This window comes from Pseudomonas cremoris, from assembly GCF_014230465.1.
This window is the reverse complement of record NZ_JAAXCY010000010.1, coordinates 1-17,591: the sequence shown is the minus strand read 5'-3', so window position 1 is coordinate 17,591 and position 17,591 is coordinate 1. Positions and strand designations below refer to the sequence as shown.

Here is a 17,591-nt window from a genome sequence, read left to right as displayed (position 1 = left end):
CTTGCTCGCGAAGGCGGTGTGTCAGACGCGAATGAATCGACTGACACATCGCCTTCGCGAGCAAGCCCGTTCCAACAGTTTTAATCCGGATTAGGTCAGTTGGATTCGCCGAGGAGCAAGCCTTGCTCCCGCGCGCACAATTCCACCACGTAATCCCACAACACCCTCAGCCGCACCGATTTATGCAGCTCCCTGCGCGAGCTGATCCAGTAACTTCGCTGGATGCACTCCCCCGGCAGCAACGCCACCAGGTCCGGATCGCCAGCGGCCATAAAACACGGCAACACCGCGATGCCCAATCCCGAGCGCGCCGCCTGATGCTGGGCGATCACGCTGGTGCTGTGGAACACCACCTTGGGGTTGCGGCAGAAGCTGCTGAGGAACTTCAGTTCCTGGCTGAACAACAGGTCATCGACATAATCGATCCAGGAATGGGCCGCGAGGTCTTCACGCTTTTCAATCGGCGGGTTGCGCTCCAGGTAGGCGCGGCTGGCATACAGCGCCAAGCGGTAGTCGGTGAGTTTGCGCGTGACCAGTTGATCAACGCTGGGACGCTCCAGGTGGATGCTGATCTCCGCTTCGCGGTTAAGGATGCTGACGAAGCGCGGCACGGCAACCAGTTCCACTTCCAGTCCCGGGTAACGTTCGAACAGCCCGCCCATGCGGCTGGCGAGGAACATCACGCCCAAGCCTTCGGCTACGCCGAGACGGATCTTGCCCAGGGGCGCGGCGGAATGGGTGAGTTCGTCTTCGGCCAGCAGCGCGACGTTTTCCATGGCCTCGGCGTGCTTGAGCAGGGCTTCGCCGGCGGGAGTCAGTTCGTAACCCTGGGCGTGCTGCACGAACAACGCGGTGCCCAGGCTCTTCTCGATGGCCTCGATATGCCGGGCCACGGTGGCATGCGTGGTTTTCAGGCGCTGCGCGGCGGTAAGCAGGCGGCCGCTGCGTTGCAACTCCAGAAAATAACGCAGGTCATTCCAGTCGAACATGACACCTCCATTGTGCGGGCTCGGGTCGTGCTGTTTAAAAACGCACAGCAGCTGGGTAAAAACTAACATTTTTAAGACGAAAACTAACAACTAGGATGGAGCCAATAAGAAAAACATGCGAGACCTTAAATGCCCATTGCTACTGCTGAATACGATTACATCGTCGTAGGCGCCGGCCCCGCAGGCTGCCTGCTGGCCAATCGACTTTCCGCCAACCCCGCCCACCGTGTCCTACTGCTGGAAGCCGGTGGCCGCGACAATTACCCCTGGATTCATATCCCCGTCGGATACCTCTTCTGCATCGGTAACCCGCGCACCGACTGGTGCTTCAAGACCGAAGCCCAGGAAGGCCTGCAAGGCCGTGCGCTGAGCTATCCACGCGGCAAAGTGCTGGGCGGCTGCTCATCCATCAACGGCATGATCTACATGCGTGGCCAGGCCCAGGATTACGACGGCTGGGCAGCGCAAGGCAACGAAGGCTGGGCTTGGAAGGATGTGCTGCCACTGTTCAAACAGAGCGAAAACCATTTTGCCGGCAGCTCGCCATTCCACAGCGACGGCGGCGAGTGGCGGGTCGAGCAACAGCGCCTGCACTGGCCGATCCTGGATGGGTTCCGCGACGCGGCGGCGCAGAGTGGCATTGCCAAGATCGACGACTTCAACAAGGGCGATAACGAAGGCTGCGGCTATTTCCAGGTCAACCAGAAATCCGGCGTGCGCTGGAACGCGGCCAAGGCGTTTCTCAAGCCGATCCGCCAGCGCCCCAACCTCACCGTGCTGACCGAAGTGGAAGTGGACCGCGTGCTACTGGAAAACGGCCGAGCCTCACAGGTGGTCGGACGCCAGCACGGGCAGCAAGTGAGCTGGAAAGCACGCCAGGAAATCATCCTGTGTGCGGGCTCCGTTGGCTCGCCAGGGATTCTGCAACGCTCGGGAATCGGCCCGTCCAGCGTGCTCAAACCGCTGGGCATCGAGGTGCTGCACGAATTGCCCGGCGTTGGCGGCAACCTGCAGGACCACCTGCAACTACGGCTGATCTACAAACTGGAAAACGCCCGCACCCTCAACCAGATCGCAGGTTCGGTGTGGGGCAAGATGGGCATGGGCCTGCGCTACCTGTACGACCGTAGCGGCCCGCTGTCGATGGCGCCCAGCCAACTGGGCGCGTTTGCGCGCTCCAGTGCGCAACAGACTTCGGCCAACCTCGAATACCACGTACAACCGCTGTCCCTGGAGCGTTTCGGCGAACCGCTGCACGCATTCCCGGCGTTTACCGCGTCCGTCTGCGACCTGCGTCCGCAAAGCCGTGGTCGCGTGGATATCCGCTCAGCCAACCCGGCGGATGCCCCGCTGATACAACCCAACTACCTCAGCCACCCGGAAGATTTGCGCGTGGCCGCCGATGCCATTCGCCTGACCCGGCGCATCGTCGCCGCGCCGGCCCTGAGCCAATTCAAGCCGGTGGAGTACTTGCCCGGCGACTCGTTGCAGACCGAGGAGCAACTGCACGAAGCGGCAGCGCGCATCGGTACTACAATCTTCCATCCGGTCGGTACCTGCCGCATGGGCAGTGACAAGGATGCGGTGGTCGACGCTCAGCTGCGAGTGCACGGTGTGCCCGGCCTGCGTATCGCCGACGCCTCGATCATGCCGCGCATCACGTCCGGCAATACCTGTTCACCTACGCTGATGATCGCGGAGAAAGCCGCACAGCTGATCCTTTCGCCGAATACAAGGAGCCTCGCCCCGGAGAGAGAACTGGTTCATGCAATCTGAATAGCGGCGCCGAGACTGGCGCCGACAGTGGAACAACAATAAATAATCACTGTGAGGGCTACCCGATGTCAGAACATGCTCAACCCTTGGGCTCGGCGGTCAATGCCGCCAGCACCAGTAACGACTCAAAGAAAGTCATCTTCGCCTCCTCCCTCGGGACGGTGTTCGAGTGGTATGACTTTTTCCTCTACGGCGCCCTGGCGGCGGTCATCAGCAAACAGTTCTTTGCCGGGGTCAACGACACCACGGCCTTTATCTTTGCGTTGATGGCCTTTGCCGCGGGCTTTGTAGTGCGCCCGTTCGGCGCGTTGGTATTCGGACGCCTGGGGGACATGATCGGGCGCAAGTACACCTTCCTGGTCACCATCATCCTGATGGGCGTGGCGACGTTCTGCGTCGGGCTCCTGCCGACGTATGCCAGCATTGGCATTGCGGCACCGATCATCCTGATCGTGCTGCGCATGCTGCAAGGCCTGGCGTTGGGCGGCGAATACGGCGGTGCAGCGACCTACGTGGCCGAGCATGCACCTGCGGGCAAGCGTGGCTTCCATACCAGTTGGATTCAATCCACCGCCACCCTCGGCCTGCTGCTGTCGCTGCTGGTAGTGCTGGCGTGCCGGTACTTCACCGGTGACCAGTTCGAAGTGTGGGGCTGGCGCATTCCGTTCCTGTTTTCCATCGTGCTGCTGGGCATTTCCACCTGGATCCGCATGAGCCTGCACGAGTCGCCGGCCTTCTTGAAAATGAAAGAGGAAGGCAAGTCCAGCAAGTCGCCGATCCGTGATTCGTTCGGCAAGTGGGAAAACCTCAAGGTGGTGCTGATCGCGCTGTTCAGCATCAACGGCGGACAAGCGGTAACCTTCTATGCGGCGCAATTCTATGTGCTGTTCTTCCTCACCCAGTTCCTCAAAATGGACCCTGCCCTGGCCAACATGCTGCTGATCATCAGCGTGGTGATTGGCGCGCCGTTCTTTATCTTCTTTGGCTGGCTGTCCGACAAAGTCGGGCGCAAACCCGTACTGATGCTCGGCCTGCTGCTGGCGACCGTACTGTACTTCCCGATCTTCAAGAGCCTGGCGCACTACACCAACCCGGCGATGGACCAGGCGACCCATCAGGCGCCGATCACTGTGCTGGCTGATCCGGCCACCTGCACCTTCCAGTTCGACCCGGTGGGCAAAGCGAAATTTGATAGCCCGTGTGACAAGGTCAAGACCTTCCTGGTCAAGCAAGGCCTGCCCTACAGCAGCGCTGCGGCACCTGCAGGCAGCCCGGTACAGGTGAGCGTCGGCGAAGTGCGTATCGACGGCTTTGACGAAGCGGCCCTGCGCGGTGCCGTGACCCTGGCCGGCTATCCGACTTCGGCGGATGTGGCCCAGGTCAACAAGGTGATGGTGGTGGTGCTGATCGTCGCGCTGATCCTGATTGCGGCCATGTGCTACGGGCCGTTGGCGGCGTTGATGGTGGAGTTGTTTCCAACGCGTATCCGCTACACCTCGATGTCCCTGCCCTACCACATCGGTAACGGCTGGTTTGGCGGGTTCCTGCCGACCGTGTCGTTTGCGCTGGTGGTGTACACCGGGGATATCTTCTACGGCCTGTGGTACCCGGTGGTGGTGACGGGGGTGAGTTTGATCGTGGGGATGATCTGCCTCAAGGAAACCCGCCACGTGGATATCGACAATAACTAACCTGATCGCCTGAACACAGGAGATCCCCTGTGGGAGCCGGCTTGCCCGCTCCCACATTTGCTTGTGTGGTCGTCACACAAATTGCTGTACATCCATACAGATAAAGGTTGATCAAACGCGGCTTACTGAGCATCCTGCACACCATCAACCCGATCTGATGTGGCGACCATGCGGCTGTACCTCTGTGAAAAACCCTCCCAGGCCAAGGACATCGCGGCCGTGCTCGGCGCCAGTCGCCGAGGTGATGGCTGCTGGTTGGGCAATGGCGTCACGGTCACCTGGTGCATCGGCCACCTGCTGGAAACCGCCCCGCCCGACGCCTACGACGAAAAGTACAAACGCTGGGTGCTGGCCGACCTGCCCATCGTCCCGGAAAAATGGAAGATGCGGGTCAAGCCCAAGACCGCCAGCCAGTTCAAGGCCGTCAAGCGCTTGCTGGGGGAAGCCCAGGAACTGGTGATCGCCACCGACGCCGACCGTGAAGGCGAGATGATCGCCCGCGAGCTGGTAGAACATTGTCGCTATCGAGGGCAAATCCAGCGTTTGTGGTTGTCGGCGCTCGACGACGCCTCCATTCGCAAGGCCCTGGCCGCCCTCAAGCCCGGCGCCGAAACCTTCAGCCTGTATCACTCGGCTCTCGGCCGCTCTCGCGCAGACTGGCTGATCGGCATGAACATGAGCCGGTTGTTTACCTTGCTCGGGCGTCAATCGGGTTATCAAGGTGTGTTGCCGGTGGGCCGGGTGCAAACGCCCACATTGCGCCTGGTGGTGGACCGCGACCGCAGCATCGCGGATTTTGTGCCGGTGGCGTACTGGGCGATTGACGTGGACCTGCTCCACGAGCGTATGACGTTCACCGCCCAATGGCGTGCCGCTGAGGACGCCTGTGACGATCAGGGCCGATGCCTCAACCCGCAATTGGCTCAAGCGGCGGCCGACGCCATGACCCACGCCGCCAGTGCGCGACTGGTCAAGCTGCGGACCGAACGCATGCGTGAAGTGGCGCCCCTGCCCTTCGACCTGGGCACCTTGCAGGAGATTTGCTCCAAAAAACTCGGCCTCGGTGCCCAGGAGACCCTGGATATCGCCCAGTCTCTCTACGAAACCCACAAAGTCATCACCTACCCCCGCAGTGACTGCGGCTACTTGCCCGTAAGCCAGCACAGCGAAGCACCGAAGATCCTCGCCGCGTTGGGACGCGCCGATACGGCGGTGAACGAGTTGATGCCGCATATAGACCCCCAACGCCGCTCGCGAGCCTGGAACGACGCTAAGGTCAGCGCCCACCACGGCATCATCCCCACCGGCGCCGGCAAGGATGTAGGCCAACTCACTGGCAAGCACCGGGCGGTCTACACCCTGATTCGCGCACGCTACTTGGCGCAGTTCCTGCCCAACCACGAATACGATCGCACCCAGGCAGATTTCGATTGCGCGGGACAAGCGCTGCGAGCAGTGGGCAAAGTGGTGATCGAGCCAGGCTGGAAACGCGCCCTGCCCGAAGCCCTGGCGCCCGCCAAGGGCCGTGAAGCCCCCGCACCACAGGCCTTGCCGACATTGGTGCAAGGCCAGGACTACGCGGTGGCCAAGGTCAACCTCAAGGACCTGTGGACCCAACCGCCCAAGCCCTTCACCGAAGGCGACTTGATCAAGGCGATGAAAAACGTCGCCAAATTGGTGGAGGACCCGCTGCTCAAGCAAAAGCTCAAGGACACCACCGGCATTGGCACCGAAGCCACGCGTGCCGGGATTATCCAGGGCTTGCTCGACCGCGGTTACCTGGTAAAAAACGGCAAGGCGCTGTCGGCCACGCCGGCGGCCTTCAGCCTGATCGACGCCGTGCCCAGAGCCATTGCCGACCCCGGCACCACGGCGATCTGGGAGCAGGCGCTGGACATGGTGCAAAGCGGCGAAATGAGCCTGGAAGAATTCGTCGCCAAGCAGGCAGCCTGGATGAGTAAGCAAGTGGCGCGCTGCAACGGCATGCGCATGACCATCACCGGGCCAGCAGGCCCCGCAGCCACGCCATGGAAAAAGAAACGCAAGAGCGCGCCACGCAAGACGACCGGCAGCCCAAGACGCGCCAAAAAGCCGACAAAAGCAGGGTAACTATCAAAAAAATCCGGCGAATGACGTTTTTCGACGGGTTTAACGCCGCTTTAGACCTTGCCGCCGCGCAGGCCGTCTAGGATTCTGTAGGGAGCCCGCTGACTTCCTAACAACAACACCGGAGTGGCCGCCATGAAAACCGTCGCACAAGTGCTCAAAGCCAAGGACCATAAAAACCAGGACGTCCACACCATCGAATGGGACCACACCGTGTTTGAAGCGCTGGTGGTGATGTCGGCGAAAAACGTCGGGGCCTTGCCGGTGGTCAAGGAAGGCGCGGTGGTGGGGATCATCAGCGAACGGGATTACGCGCGAAAGCTGATACTCAAGGGCTTGTCGTCGGTCACCACACGGGTCGACGAAGTGATGAGCTCTCCGGTAATAACCGTCGATTCCCACAAGAGTGTCGATGAATGCATGAACATCATGACCGACAGCCATCTGCGTCACCTGCCCGTTGTCGAACAAGGTCAACTGCTGGGCTTGCTGTCCATCGGTGACCTGGTGAAAGAGGCCATTGCCGAACAAGCCGACTTGATCAAACAGCTGGAGCAGTACATTCGCGGCGAATAGGGGAACCCATGCTCGATACCCTGGAACACCAGGACGACCACCTCGACACCCTGCACCGGGCCATGGCCGAGCGGCGCTTTCTGGTGTTGACCGGCGCAGGCATCAGCACGTCATCGGGCATCCCCGATTACCGCGACAGCGAAGGCGTGCGCCGGGGCAAGGCACCCATGATGTATCAGGAATTTCTCGCCACCCCGCAGGCGCGGCGCCGTTATTGGGCAAGAGCCATGCTGGGGTGGCCGAGGGTCCGTATTGCCCAGCCGAACCCAGCCCATTTGGCGCTGGCGACGCTGCAGCAACGCCAGCGCATCAGCGGGCTGATCACGCAGAACGTCGACACCTTGCACGACCAGGCCGGAAGCCACGATGTCATCGAACTGCACGGCAGCCTCCACCGAGTGCTGTGCCTGGATTGCCAGCAACGCAGCGAGCGCGACGCGATCCAACGCCTGATGGAAACCCAGAACCCCTACCTGGCTGGCGTTGATGCCGTGCAAGCACCCGATGGCGACACCCTGCTCGACCCAGCGTTTGAAGCACGCTTCCAGGTGCCCCACTGCCCCCATTGCAATGGCGAGCGGTTGAAGCCTGATGTGGTGTTCTTCGGCGAGAACGTCGCCCAGGACACGGCGGCCAAGGCAATGGCGGCGGTGGAGCAGGCCGAAGGGTTATTGGTGGTGGGGTCGTCGTTGATGGCTTATTCGGCATTTCGGCTGTGCAAGGCGATGGTGGAGCAAGGCAAACCGGTGATAGCGATCAACCTGGGCAAGACGCGGGGGGATGAGCTGTTGCGGGTGAAGATCGAGGCGTCGTGCGAGTGCCTTTTGCCATTGCTGGTCGAACGACTGAGATAGTCCAGAAACCACAGATCAGAAATATGGGAGCGGACTTGCTCGCGAAAGCGGCGGGCCAGTTAAATATCTACTAGCTGACGCACCGCATTCGCGCGCAAGCCCGCTCCCACAGGGGTTTGCGTTGAATCAGCTATTTTCACGCGACGACCAGCCCCGCCAAAAAATGACGCCCAAGTCACATTTCCCCGCATCTCCCCGCCCCCACGGGAATTTATGTAGTGCGCAAAAATAATCACTACATAACCGTTGACGTAACCTTTTTGTCCTTGCATTATCGAGACGTCTCCCGGATCGGGAGCGTTAGTAACACGTGTTTTGAACAAGCTCGTCTGACCGCCGAGCTGTTTTTTCCGGATGTGCACTGCCCACAAGGCAGATTGATGAAGCTGACCGGCCCGCAAGGATCGGTACAAGGAGCTCAAACGCCTCTTGTCTTCGTTATGAAACCATTGCGTAGCAGTTCATCAGCAAGACTACATGCATCAGGTTCAAGACCCTGCCCGTATTCGGCAGACAGTCGCTGACGCCCGGTTTTCGGAACCGGAGACAACTTAAATATTTAACGAATCAATTGATAGATCGCCAACTGGTCAAGGGGCTTACACATGAATCTGAACAACCAACCAACTATCGACGAATTGGCTGAGATGTTCGCAGCGCAGAAAGACACACTCGACGACCATATCCTGTGGATTGGTAAATCGGGCGAAGTGCAACTTGACTGCCTGGCGCCCAATACCGAAGAAGCCGAGTTTGACCGTAATAACCGTGAGCTGGCAGCGCGCCTGAAGGTGTACCGCCGTGGCCAGGGTTATGTCGGCAAGAAGGCTGCGGCTGATCGCAACTTCATTGAGCAAGTCTTTCATACACTGAATACCGAATGGCAGAGCCTGCGTGGCCAATCGCACGTTAAAGTGATTGATAGATACTGCTAATACCTGAGCATTAAACATTTAAGCCCGCTCGTTTATTTCGAGCGGGTTTTTTAATGCCTGCTTTCATAACAACGCGGGAAAACGCCCTTTCGCGGCTTCATCGCGAAAAATATCAAACAGCACCTGCGCCGCCGCCGACAACTCATGACCCGGCTTGGTCAACACACCAATCGGACGTTCGATCACCGGGTCGCGCAAGGTGATGCAATGGGCGCCTGCCTCTTCCATCTGACGGGCGCATAACGCGGGTACGGCACTGACGCCCAGCCCACTGGCTACCATCTTGCCTACCGTCGCCAATTGATGGCTTTCCAGTGCCACCGGCAACTTCACCTGCAACGCGCCCAAGTGTTCCTCCAACATCACCCGCACCGTGGACGGTCGCTGCAAGGTGATGAACGGCTGCTCCAATAGGGTTTTCCAATCAATCTCGGCACGCTCCGCCAGCGGAGAATCACCCGGCACCACGGCAATGAAGCGATCCAGGTACAACGGCGTGAACGCCAGCGACGAACCTTCCGATGGCTCGAACGCCACACCCAGCTCAACCTGCCGGTCACGCACCATCTCCATGACCTGCTCGTTGATCAGGTCATGCACGGTCACATTCACCTGAGGGTAACGCGCACGGAATATCTTCAGGATCGGCGGCAACAAGTTACCGGCGAAGGATGGCATCGCCGCTACCGTTACCCGCCCGCGTTGCAGGGTGAAGCGCTGGCGCAGTTCATCTTCGGTGTTATCCCAATCGGCAATCAATCGGCGCGCCAGGGGCAGTAAGGATTCACCTTCTGGCGTGAGCGCAACGTTGCGCGTATTGCGGCTGAACAAGCGCCCGCCCAGGCCTTCTTCCAGGCCCTTGATAGTGAGGCTCAATGCAGATTGCGAGAGGTGCAGGCGTTCGCAGGCAGCGGCAAAACTGAGGCTCTGGGCCACGGCGAGAAAGGCCCGCATCTGTTTAACTGTCATGAGGCGACTCCAAGCGGCTAGACAACTATGCTGTTTTTTAAATCAATCAACCTAAAAAAACAACTTAACAAATCAATCCGTCAGCGCAACACTCGGTTCACTGGCTGGACCACATACAATAAAAGAGGTGCATATGGCAGGTTTCGATAAACGCGTAGCGTCCTATGAAGAAGCGCTGGCAGGCCTGGAAGACGGCATGACCGTGCTCTCCGGTGGTTTTGGCCTGTGCGGTATTCCAGAAAACCTTATCGCCGAGATCAAGCGCAAAGGCACCCGCGACTTGACCGTGGTTTCCAATAACTGCGGCGTCGACGGTTTTGGCCTTGGCGTACTGCTGGAAGAAAAGCAGATCAGCAAAGTGATCGCTTCCTACGTCGGTGAAAACGCCCTGTTCGAAAAGCAATTGCTCAGCGGCGAAATCGAAGTGGTACTGACTCCCCAAGGCACCCTGGCCGAAAAAATGCGCGCAGGCGGTGCCGGCATCCCGGCCTTCTTCACCGCTACCGGCGTAGGCACTCCAGTGGCCGAAGGCAAGGAAACCCGCGAATTCAACGGCCGTCCGTACCTGATGGAAGAATCCATCACCGGCGACTTCGCCATCGTCAAAGGCTGGAAAGCCGACCACTTCGGCAACGTGATCTACCGCCACACCGCCCAGAACTTCAACCCGCTGGCCGCCACCGCCGGCAAGATCACCGTGGTCGAAGTCGAGGAAATCGTCGAACCGGGCGAGCTGGACCCGGCGCAGATCCACACCCCTGGCATCTACGTCGACCGGATCATCTGCGGCACCTTCGAGAAGCGCATCGAACAGCGCACCGTCCGCAAATAATCCGCCTCCAGCCCGAACAATAAGAGGAAACACACATGGCTCTTACCCGCGAACAAATGGCTCAACGCGTCGCCCGCGAAATGCAGGACGGTTTCTACGTCAACCTCGGCATCGGCATCCCGACCCTGGTGGCCAACTACATTCCCGAAGGCATGGAAGTGATGCTGCAATCGGAAAACGGCCTGCTGGGCATGGGACCGTTTCCTACCGAAGACACCATCGATGCCGACATGATCAACGCCGGCAAACAGACCGTCACCGCACGCGTCGGTGCGTCGATCTTCTCCTCCGCCGAGTCCTTCGCGATGATTCGCGGCGGCCACGTCGACCTCACCGTGCTGGGCGCATTTGAGGTGGACGTACACGGCAACATCGCTTCGTGGATGATCCCCGGCAAGCTGGTAAAAGGCATGGGCGGCGCCATGGACCTGGTGGCCGGTGCAGAAAACATCATCGTGATCATGACCCACGCGTCCAAGGACGGCGAGTCCAAGTTGCTCAGCCAATGCAGCCTGCCACTGACCGGCGCCAACTGCATCAAGCGCGTACTGACCGACCTTGCGTACCTGGAAATCGAAAATGGCGCTTTTGTCCTCAAGGAACGCGCACCTGGCGTCAGCGTTGAAGAGATTGTGAGCAAGACCGCCGGTAAACTGATCGTCCCGGACCACGTTCCAGAAATGCACTTCCAGTGAGGACAGATTCCATGCAAGACGTCGTGATTGTTGCTGCCACCCGCACCGCCGTGGGCAGCTTCCAGGGTTCGCTGGCGAATATCCCGGCACCGGAATTGGGCGCTGCTGTGATCCGCCGCCTGCTGGAGCAGACGGGCCTGGACCCGGCACAAGTCGATGAAGTGATTCTCGGCCAAGTACTTACCGCAGGCAGCGGCCAGAACCCGGCGCGCCAGGCGTCGATCCTTGCCGGCCTGCCACACGCGGTCCCCAGCCTGACCTTGAACAAGGTTTGCGGCTCGGGCCTCAAGGCCCTGCACCTGGGCGCCCAAGCCATTCGCTGCGGCGATGCCGAGGTGATCATCGCTGGCGGCATGGAAAACATGAGCCTGGCCCCGTATGTGTTGCCAGCAGCGCGCACCGGTTTGCGCATGGGCCACGCCAAGATGATCGACAGCATGATCACCGACGGCCTGTGGGATGCGTTCAACGACTACCACATGGGCATCACCGCCGAGAACCTGGTAGACAAATACGGTATCAGCCGTGAAGCCCAGGATGCGTTCGCCGCTGCGTCCCAGCAAAAGGCCACGGCGGCCATCGAAGCGGGTCGGTTTGTCGACGAGATCACCCCTATCCTGATTCCGCAGCGCAAAGGCGATCCAGTGGCCTTCGCCGTGGATGAACAACCTCGCGCAGGCACCACCGCCGAGTCCCTGGCCAAGTTGAAACCGGCCTTCAAGAAAGACGGCAGCGTCACCGCCGGCAACGCTTCCAGCCTCAATGACGGCGCCGCCGCCGTGCTGCTGATGAGCGCCGACAAAGCCAAGGCACTCGGCCTGCCGGTGCTGGCACGCATCGCCAGCTACGCCAATGCCGGCGTTGACCCCGCAATCATGGGCATCGGCCCGGTCTCGGCCACCCGTCGCTGCCTGGACAAGGCCGGTTGGAACCTGGGCGACCTGGACCTGATCGAAGCCAACGAAGCCTTCGCCGCACAATCCTTGGCGGTGGGCAAAGAGCTGGAGTGGGACGCGGACAAAGTCAACGTCAACGGCGGCGCCATTGCCATCGGCCACCCTATCGGCGCGTCAGGCTGCCGCGTGCTGGTGACCCTGCTGCACGAAATGATCAAGCGCGACGCCAAGAAAGGCCTCGCCACCCTGTGCATCGGCGGCGGTCAAGGCGTGGCCCTCGCCCTCGAACGCAACTGATTAAAAGAGCAACACGGAAAAGGCCCGGTTCCACGAAAACCGGGCTTTTTCTTTATGCGTCCTTTTTGAAAAACACAGTTCGAATGTGGGAGCGGGCTTGCTCGCGAATGCGGTGTGTCAGAAACACATTCAGTGACTGACCCACCGCATTCGCGAGCGAGCCCGCTCCCAGCTTTGATATTCATTGCCTGTCAAATTGCGGCACCGCAAACACCGCATTCGCCCGCGCCACCACCTTCTCCCCCACCTGCAAACTCACCGTGGCAAACGCCATCTGCCGACCGCGCTTGTGATGTTCCAAGCGCACCACAATCCACTCCCCCACCTGCACCGCGCCCAGGTAATCCAAGGTCATGCTGGCGGTAATCAATGGCAGCGGCGGCTCGCTGGAGAAGGCCATCGCATAACCCATGCCGATATCCGCCAACGTCGCCAGCACCCCGCCATGCACGGTGCCGCGCCCATTGGCATGACGGTTGTCGGCGCGCAGGCCAATTTCCAGTTGCAAGCCCTCACCCCGGCAATACGCCGGACCTAACAAATCGAGAAGCGGGCTGCTGCGAGGGAGAGAAACAAAACCTTCTGGAACGGCGTGGGTGATCATGGCAAGTTCTTCCTTGGAGTCAGGCTTGAGGTGTACTCCAGCCTCTCTGAACCAGCCATCACCATCATCCGCACAAATCCCCCGCGATGCTTTGCGTTAATCCGCCAGACCCGCTTTAATCGCCGTCAAATTTTCCCGCACTCCCAAGGAACCGCAATGCGCCATCTGGACGGCAAACCGAAATCTTATCTCTTGTGCTTGCTGGTAGCCCTGGCCATTGCAGGGTGCTCACCCAAGGACCACTCGCGCGCCCGGGTGATCAACGGCGAACAAAGCCGGGCCGGCGCGCAACTGGCCTATGAACATGAACTGACCCTGGCCCTGCCCGGCGCACTGATCGCGCCGCGTATGCAGGCTACCCGCGAAGCCTGCGAAACCGCACGCTTTGGCGCCTGCAATATCCTGGGCATTACCGAAGACGGCAACGGTGGCGAGATCATCCTGCGCATCGCTCCAACGGGTGTAGAGCCGATGGTTGCGATGGCCGCCGAAGGTGGAAAGCTTGGCCAACGCATCACCACTGCTGAAGACCTGGCCGATGCCGTCGCCGATGTACGCCGCCGCCAGGATCGCCTGCAAGCCCAGCAACAACGCCTGGACGAACTGGCCAAACGCAAGGACATCACCGTCAGCGACCTGATCGCCTTGAGCAAGGAGCAGGCCGCCATCGAAAACGAGCTGCAGGAACTGGCGCAAATCGCCGCCAACCAACAACGTCGTCTCGACACCAACCGCGTGACCCTGAACTTCCGCTCCTCCGATGGTGCGAACCAGCCGTCGCGGTTCAGCCGTATGTTCAGCAACCTCGGCGACAACTTGGTGAACGGCACTGCAGACGCCCTGGAACGCTCCAGCTATGTACTGCCGTTTGTGATCCTGGCCTTCCCGGTGGTATGGCTGTGGATGTGGCTGTGGCGTCGGTTCATCAAGCGCCGCCCCTGATCAGCGCTTCATACAACGCTGGTAGCGCTCATCCACGCGTTTGGCAAACCATGCCGTGGTCAGGTTGCGGGTAATCTTCGGACTCTTGAGCACGATGCCCGGCAGAATCGCCCGTGGCATCGGCTTACCGGCAGCCTTATCGGCCAGCGCGAATACGCGTTTGTAGAGGGTGGTCTCTTCAAAGTCCAACTGCTCGCCCTGCTCCAACTGGCTGCGGATGCTCGGGTTGCGCATGTCCAACTTAGGCCCCAGGGAGCGTACCGCCAGCTCGGTGGTGCCAGGCAGCAGTGAACCGTAGCGAATCAAGTCGCCATCCAGCGCCAATTCGGTGCCCGTGATACGACTGACCGCTGCCTGGAACGCTGCGTTGCGACTGGCGTACCAACCGGCATTGAAGTCGGCGAAGCGATACAGCGGCTGATCGTAGTTCACCGGGTAACCCAGCAAATGGGCGATACCGAAGTACATTCCGCCGCGACGGGTGAAGACTTCACGTCGGATCGTGCCGTCCACCGTGTAGGGATAACCCCGCGCCTGCTTCTGTGCAAAGTCGATGCTGACTTGCATCGGGCCGGCAGTGTGCACTGGGTTAAATCCACCAAACAAGGTATTGCCCAGCGGCACCATGCTGATGAAGTCGTCGAAGATGCCGCTTAGATCTTTTTCGGTGCGCGCCGCGTTTAGCCGCTCGGCATAGGTTTTTCCGGTGGGCGAACGCAATTGCAGAGTGGTACGCACCACCACCGCCGGTACATACACCTTGGCAGCGCGGCGCAGCATTTCGTCCTGGGCGATCTTGCCCATGTTCGGCACAGGCGGATCAACCTGGTAGGTGGACTCCTGCTCCGTCACCGCCAGCACGGCGCAGATGTTTTCGGTACTGGGGTAGATTTTCTGGGCATCGAGCGCGGTGTAGATGTCCTGGGCCCAGCCACTTCGGTCGGCCACCGTTGCGGGCAATAGGCGCACGATCTGAGCCTTCACCTCGGTTTCACTGCGTTCCGGCTGTTGCGGGCCACGTGTAGTGGAGCAACCGGCCACTACCAGCAACGGGGCGAGGCACAGTAACAAGCGGCTTAGCGGCATGGGGTTTCCTTGGGTGACGACGGGCCAGGCATTGCAGATATCGACCGGTAAGTCTAACCAGCGTTCGCCCACCCGCTGGCCTTTCTAGTCGCAACCAAACGTGACAGGATCGTTCAACCACCATTCGTACACGGAGTTTGAATGCAATGCTCAGTCTAAACTTCCTCGTTACCTGCCTGATCGTCGTATTGATTCCCGGCACCGGCGTGATCTTTACCGTGTCCACCGGCCTCACCGCGGGCAAACGCGCCAGCGTATTTGCCGCACTGGGCTGCACCGCCGGGATCATCCCGCACTTGCTGGCGTCGATTCTTGGCCTGTCCGCGCTGCTGCACACCAGTGCCTTGGCGTTTGACATGCTCAAGTACGCAGGCGTCGCCTATCTGTTGTACGTGGCGTACGCCACCTGGCGGGATCGTTCGGCGTTTGCCGTCAGTGACACACCGACCGTCGCCACCGCGCGCAGCCTTTTATTGCGTGGCCTGCTGATGAATATCCTGAACCCCAAGCTGACCATTTTCTTCCTCGCCTTCCTTCCACAGTTCGTCACACCGGGCAGCACGGCACCTGGCGTGCAAATGCTGGTGCTCAGTGGCGTGTTCATGGCGATGACGTTTGCGGTGTTCGTGGCGTATGGCCTGCTGGCCAATGTGTTTCGTCGCGCGGTAATCGAATCGCCACGGGTCCAAAACTGGCTACGCCGTAGTTTTGCGGCCGCGTTTGCGGGACTGGGATTGAACCTCGCGTTCGCCCAGCGTTGAAGGACGATAGCCGTTGATATTTCCCACATAACCGCCAGATAAGCTCTACTCCCCTGCCCTGACAACCTCTGCAAAGTCCCTCGCCTGAATACACAGTGCGAGGGATTGCAGATGGTTTTTCTTGTGAGTGCTTTTGTTGATCGGGTCCTTTTAGACGCTGCTCCTGCCGGGAGCCGTCAAGGATGACCAACACTTCCCACATTACCCATATCGAATTTGAACTCGATGGTTTTCATCAGAGCCTGGCGATCTATCGCCAGCAGATGAACGCCTGGTATTCGCACGCATTGGATTCGGCAAGTCACGCGTTGGATATGCCGTCGTTGCTGGGGATGGATCGGGTGTTGCGGGCGGGGGATTCGCAGCGGTCGGTGAGCATGAGCGATGCTGATTTTTCGACCGTAGCCCGTTGCCCGGTGGGGGGTGAGCTGAAGATCGAGAGCCAGTTCGAGTCAGCGTATGACGTGCCGATCGGCGAGATTCCGGTGGAGGTGATCGGGCTCGATGACGGCAGTTCCACCGTGATCATGCTCGATGAATATGGCAAGGGTTCGCATCACTGCGCGGCAGGGGGGCGCTATCAGGTTCGGGTTCAAGGTGGCGTGTCTGAGGAACAGGTGGAGGCGTTGTTTGCGTCCTACGACGGGCTGACGGCAGACCTGGAGCAGTGGCTTCGCCACGAGTGGGAAGGCTTCAAACCGCATTGGCAGCAATCAACCGCCAGCGCAATTGGCAGCGGTCTACTGGCCGGCAGTTGGGCCGCCATTCGTGATGTGTGGGACAGCATCAAGCTAGTGCAGGCGATTCTGGCAGACCCGTTGAAGTACGTCGAAGAGCTGGGAGCCGAGGCGGCCAAGCTCGCGCAAATCGCCACGGAGGCGCCCAAGGTCATGGAGCAGGCGATGCTGCTGGCCAGTGATGAGGCGGCGTTGTTCCTGATACTGCGTACGGCAATGGTGTGGCTGGACGCGTTGCCGCCCAGTGAGATTGCCGAGGTGGCGGCTGGGTTGGTGGTGTCGTTATTGATCGACCTGGTGATTGCGGTGGTGCTGACCATCGCGTTGCCAGCGGCGGCTGTGGCGTATTTGACGTTGCGGTTGGTCAGGTATGGCAAGCAGATTCTTGGGGCGGCAGTGGGCTTTGTTAAGGGGTTGCTGAAGATCCTGACGAAGTTTATGCAGGCAGTGGATCGCTACAAGGCGGTGGCGGTTCGCGGGGTAGTGGGTGGGTTGAAGCAAGGCACCCTGCAGATGCGCTGGAAGGCGCGGCAGAACGCCGTGTTGAAGCACAAAGAGCCTGTGGATGATGTGCCCGTTTCTGGGAAGAACCAGAACGGGGACGCCGCTTTGAGTGCGGATAAAACAGCCACTAATGGCTGTCCGGTGTCGATGGTGACCGGGGAGGAATTGCTCACCCTGACCGATGGTGCGCTGGACGGGATTTTGCCGTTTGAGTGGACCCGGTTGTACCGCACCAGTGCGGTGGAAGTGGATTGCGGGTTGGGGTTTGGCTGGAGTCACTCGCTGGCGCATCGGTTGGAAGTTGCGGGTGATTCGGTGGTGTGGACGGATCATGAGAATCG

Annotated in this window: 16 protein-coding genes; 12 read left to right on the top strand and 4 right to left on the bottom strand. The window is 60.1% G+C overall.

What is annotated here, in order from left to right; all coding sequences use genetic code 11:
- Positions 1–95: 95 nt before the first annotated feature.
- On the bottom strand, positions 96–989 hold the full coding sequence (locus HF257_RS23225) for a LysR family transcriptional regulator (protein WP_185710561.1): 894 nt from the start codon (positions 987–989) through the stop codon (positions 96–98).
- Between the two features lie 129 nt (positions 990–1,118).
- Here HF257_RS23225 and HF257_RS23220 point away from each other — a divergent pair, with 129 nt between their 5' ends.
- From HF257_RS23220 to HF257_RS23195, 6 genes are all read left to right on the top strand, one after another.
- A complete protein-coding gene (locus tag HF257_RS23220; RefSeq protein WP_185710562.1) occupies positions 1,119–2,765 on the top strand; it encodes a GMC family oxidoreductase in 1,647 nt (548 codons plus the stop codon).
- A 65-nt stretch (positions 2,766–2,830) separates the two neighbouring features.
- Positions 2,831–4,456: an MFS transporter gene (locus HF257_RS23215; protein WP_233081645.1), complete on the top strand. Its 1,626-nt coding sequence runs from the start codon at positions 2,831–2,833 to the stop codon at positions 4,454–4,456.
- A 168-nt stretch (positions 4,457–4,624) separates the two neighbouring features.
- The gene (locus HF257_RS23210) at positions 4,625–6,565 is read left to right on the top strand and encodes a DNA topoisomerase III (RefSeq protein WP_185710563.1); all 1,941 of its coding nucleotides are present in this window, start codon (positions 4,625–4,627) and stop codon (positions 6,563–6,565) included.
- Positions 6,566–6,697: 132 nt separating this feature from the next.
- Positions 6,698–7,138, top strand: a complete 441-nt coding sequence (locus HF257_RS23205) for a CBS domain-containing protein (RefSeq protein WP_185710564.1) — start codon at positions 6,698–6,700, stop codon at positions 7,136–7,138.
- 8 nt (positions 7,139–7,146) lie between these two features.
- Positions 7,147–7,992, top strand: a complete 846-nt coding sequence (locus tag HF257_RS23200) for an NAD-dependent protein deacetylase (RefSeq protein ID WP_185710565.1) — start codon at positions 7,147–7,149, stop codon at positions 7,990–7,992.
- A gap of 605 nt (positions 7,993–8,597) precedes the next feature.
- The gene (locus HF257_RS23195; RefSeq protein ID WP_185710566.1) at positions 8,598–8,927 is read left to right on the top strand and encodes a hypothetical protein; all 330 of its coding nucleotides are present in this window, start codon (positions 8,598–8,600) and stop codon (positions 8,925–8,927) included.
- A gap of 63 nt (positions 8,928–8,990) precedes the next feature.
- Here the strand turns inward: HF257_RS23195 and HF257_RS23190 are convergent, their stop codons facing one another.
- Positions 8,991–9,896 (bottom strand): LysR family transcriptional regulator, encoded by a 906-nt coding sequence (locus HF257_RS23190; protein ID WP_185712113.1) that lies wholly within the window; start codon positions 9,894–9,896, stop codon positions 8,991–8,993.
- Positions 9,897–10,029: 133 nt separating this feature from the next.
- Here HF257_RS23190 and HF257_RS23185 point away from each other — a divergent pair, with 133 nt between their 5' ends.
- From HF257_RS23185 to HF257_RS23175, 3 genes are read left to right on the top strand one after another with little or no spacing between them, the layout of a single operon-like run.
- Positions 10,030–10,728 carry a CoA transferase subunit A gene (locus HF257_RS23185; RefSeq protein ID WP_010211319.1) on the top strand — a complete coding sequence of 233 codons (699 nt, stop codon included), beginning with the start codon at positions 10,030–10,032 and terminating at the stop codon, positions 10,726–10,728.
- A 35-nt stretch (positions 10,729–10,763) separates the two neighbouring features.
- The gene (locus HF257_RS23180; RefSeq protein ID WP_159934311.1) at positions 10,764–11,423 is read left to right on the top strand and encodes a CoA transferase subunit B; all 660 of its coding nucleotides are present in this window, start codon (positions 10,764–10,766) and stop codon (positions 11,421–11,423) included.
- A gap of 11 nt (positions 11,424–11,434) precedes the next feature.
- A complete protein-coding gene (locus HF257_RS23175) occupies positions 11,435–12,616 on the top strand; it encodes an acetyl-CoA C-acetyltransferase (RefSeq protein ID WP_185710567.1) in 1,182 nt (393 codons plus the stop codon).
- Positions 12,617–12,797: 181 nt separating this feature from the next.
- Here the strand turns inward: HF257_RS23175 and HF257_RS23170 are convergent, their stop codons facing one another.
- The gene (locus HF257_RS23170; RefSeq protein ID WP_185710568.1) at positions 12,798–13,220 is read right to left on the bottom strand and encodes a PaaI family thioesterase; all 423 of its coding nucleotides are present in this window, start codon (positions 13,218–13,220) and stop codon (positions 12,798–12,800) included.
- Between the two features lie 156 nt (positions 13,221–13,376).
- On the opposite strand from HF257_RS23170, the gene HF257_RS23165 reads away from it, so the two are divergent.
- Positions 13,377–14,162, top strand: a complete 786-nt coding sequence (locus tag HF257_RS23165) for a DUF4349 domain-containing protein (RefSeq protein WP_185710569.1) — start codon at positions 13,377–13,379, stop codon at positions 14,160–14,162.
- On the opposite strand, the gene HF257_RS23160 is transcribed toward HF257_RS23165, so the two are convergent.
- Entirely contained in the window at positions 14,163–15,248 is a 1,086-nt protein-coding gene (locus HF257_RS23160) for a DUF1615 domain-containing protein (protein WP_185710570.1), read from the bottom strand.
- Between the two features lie 146 nt (positions 15,249–15,394).
- Between HF257_RS23160 and HF257_RS23155 the strand changes: the two genes are divergently transcribed.
- Positions 15,395–16,009, top strand: coding sequence for a LysE family translocator (locus HF257_RS23155; RefSeq protein WP_185710571.1), 615 nt, complete (start codon positions 15,395–15,397; stop codon positions 16,007–16,009).
- Between the two features lie 182 nt (positions 16,010–16,191).
- A partial coding sequence (locus HF257_RS23150) for a DUF6531 domain-containing protein (protein ID WP_233081648.1) occupies positions 16,192–17,591 on the top strand: 1,400 nt, incomplete at its 3' end.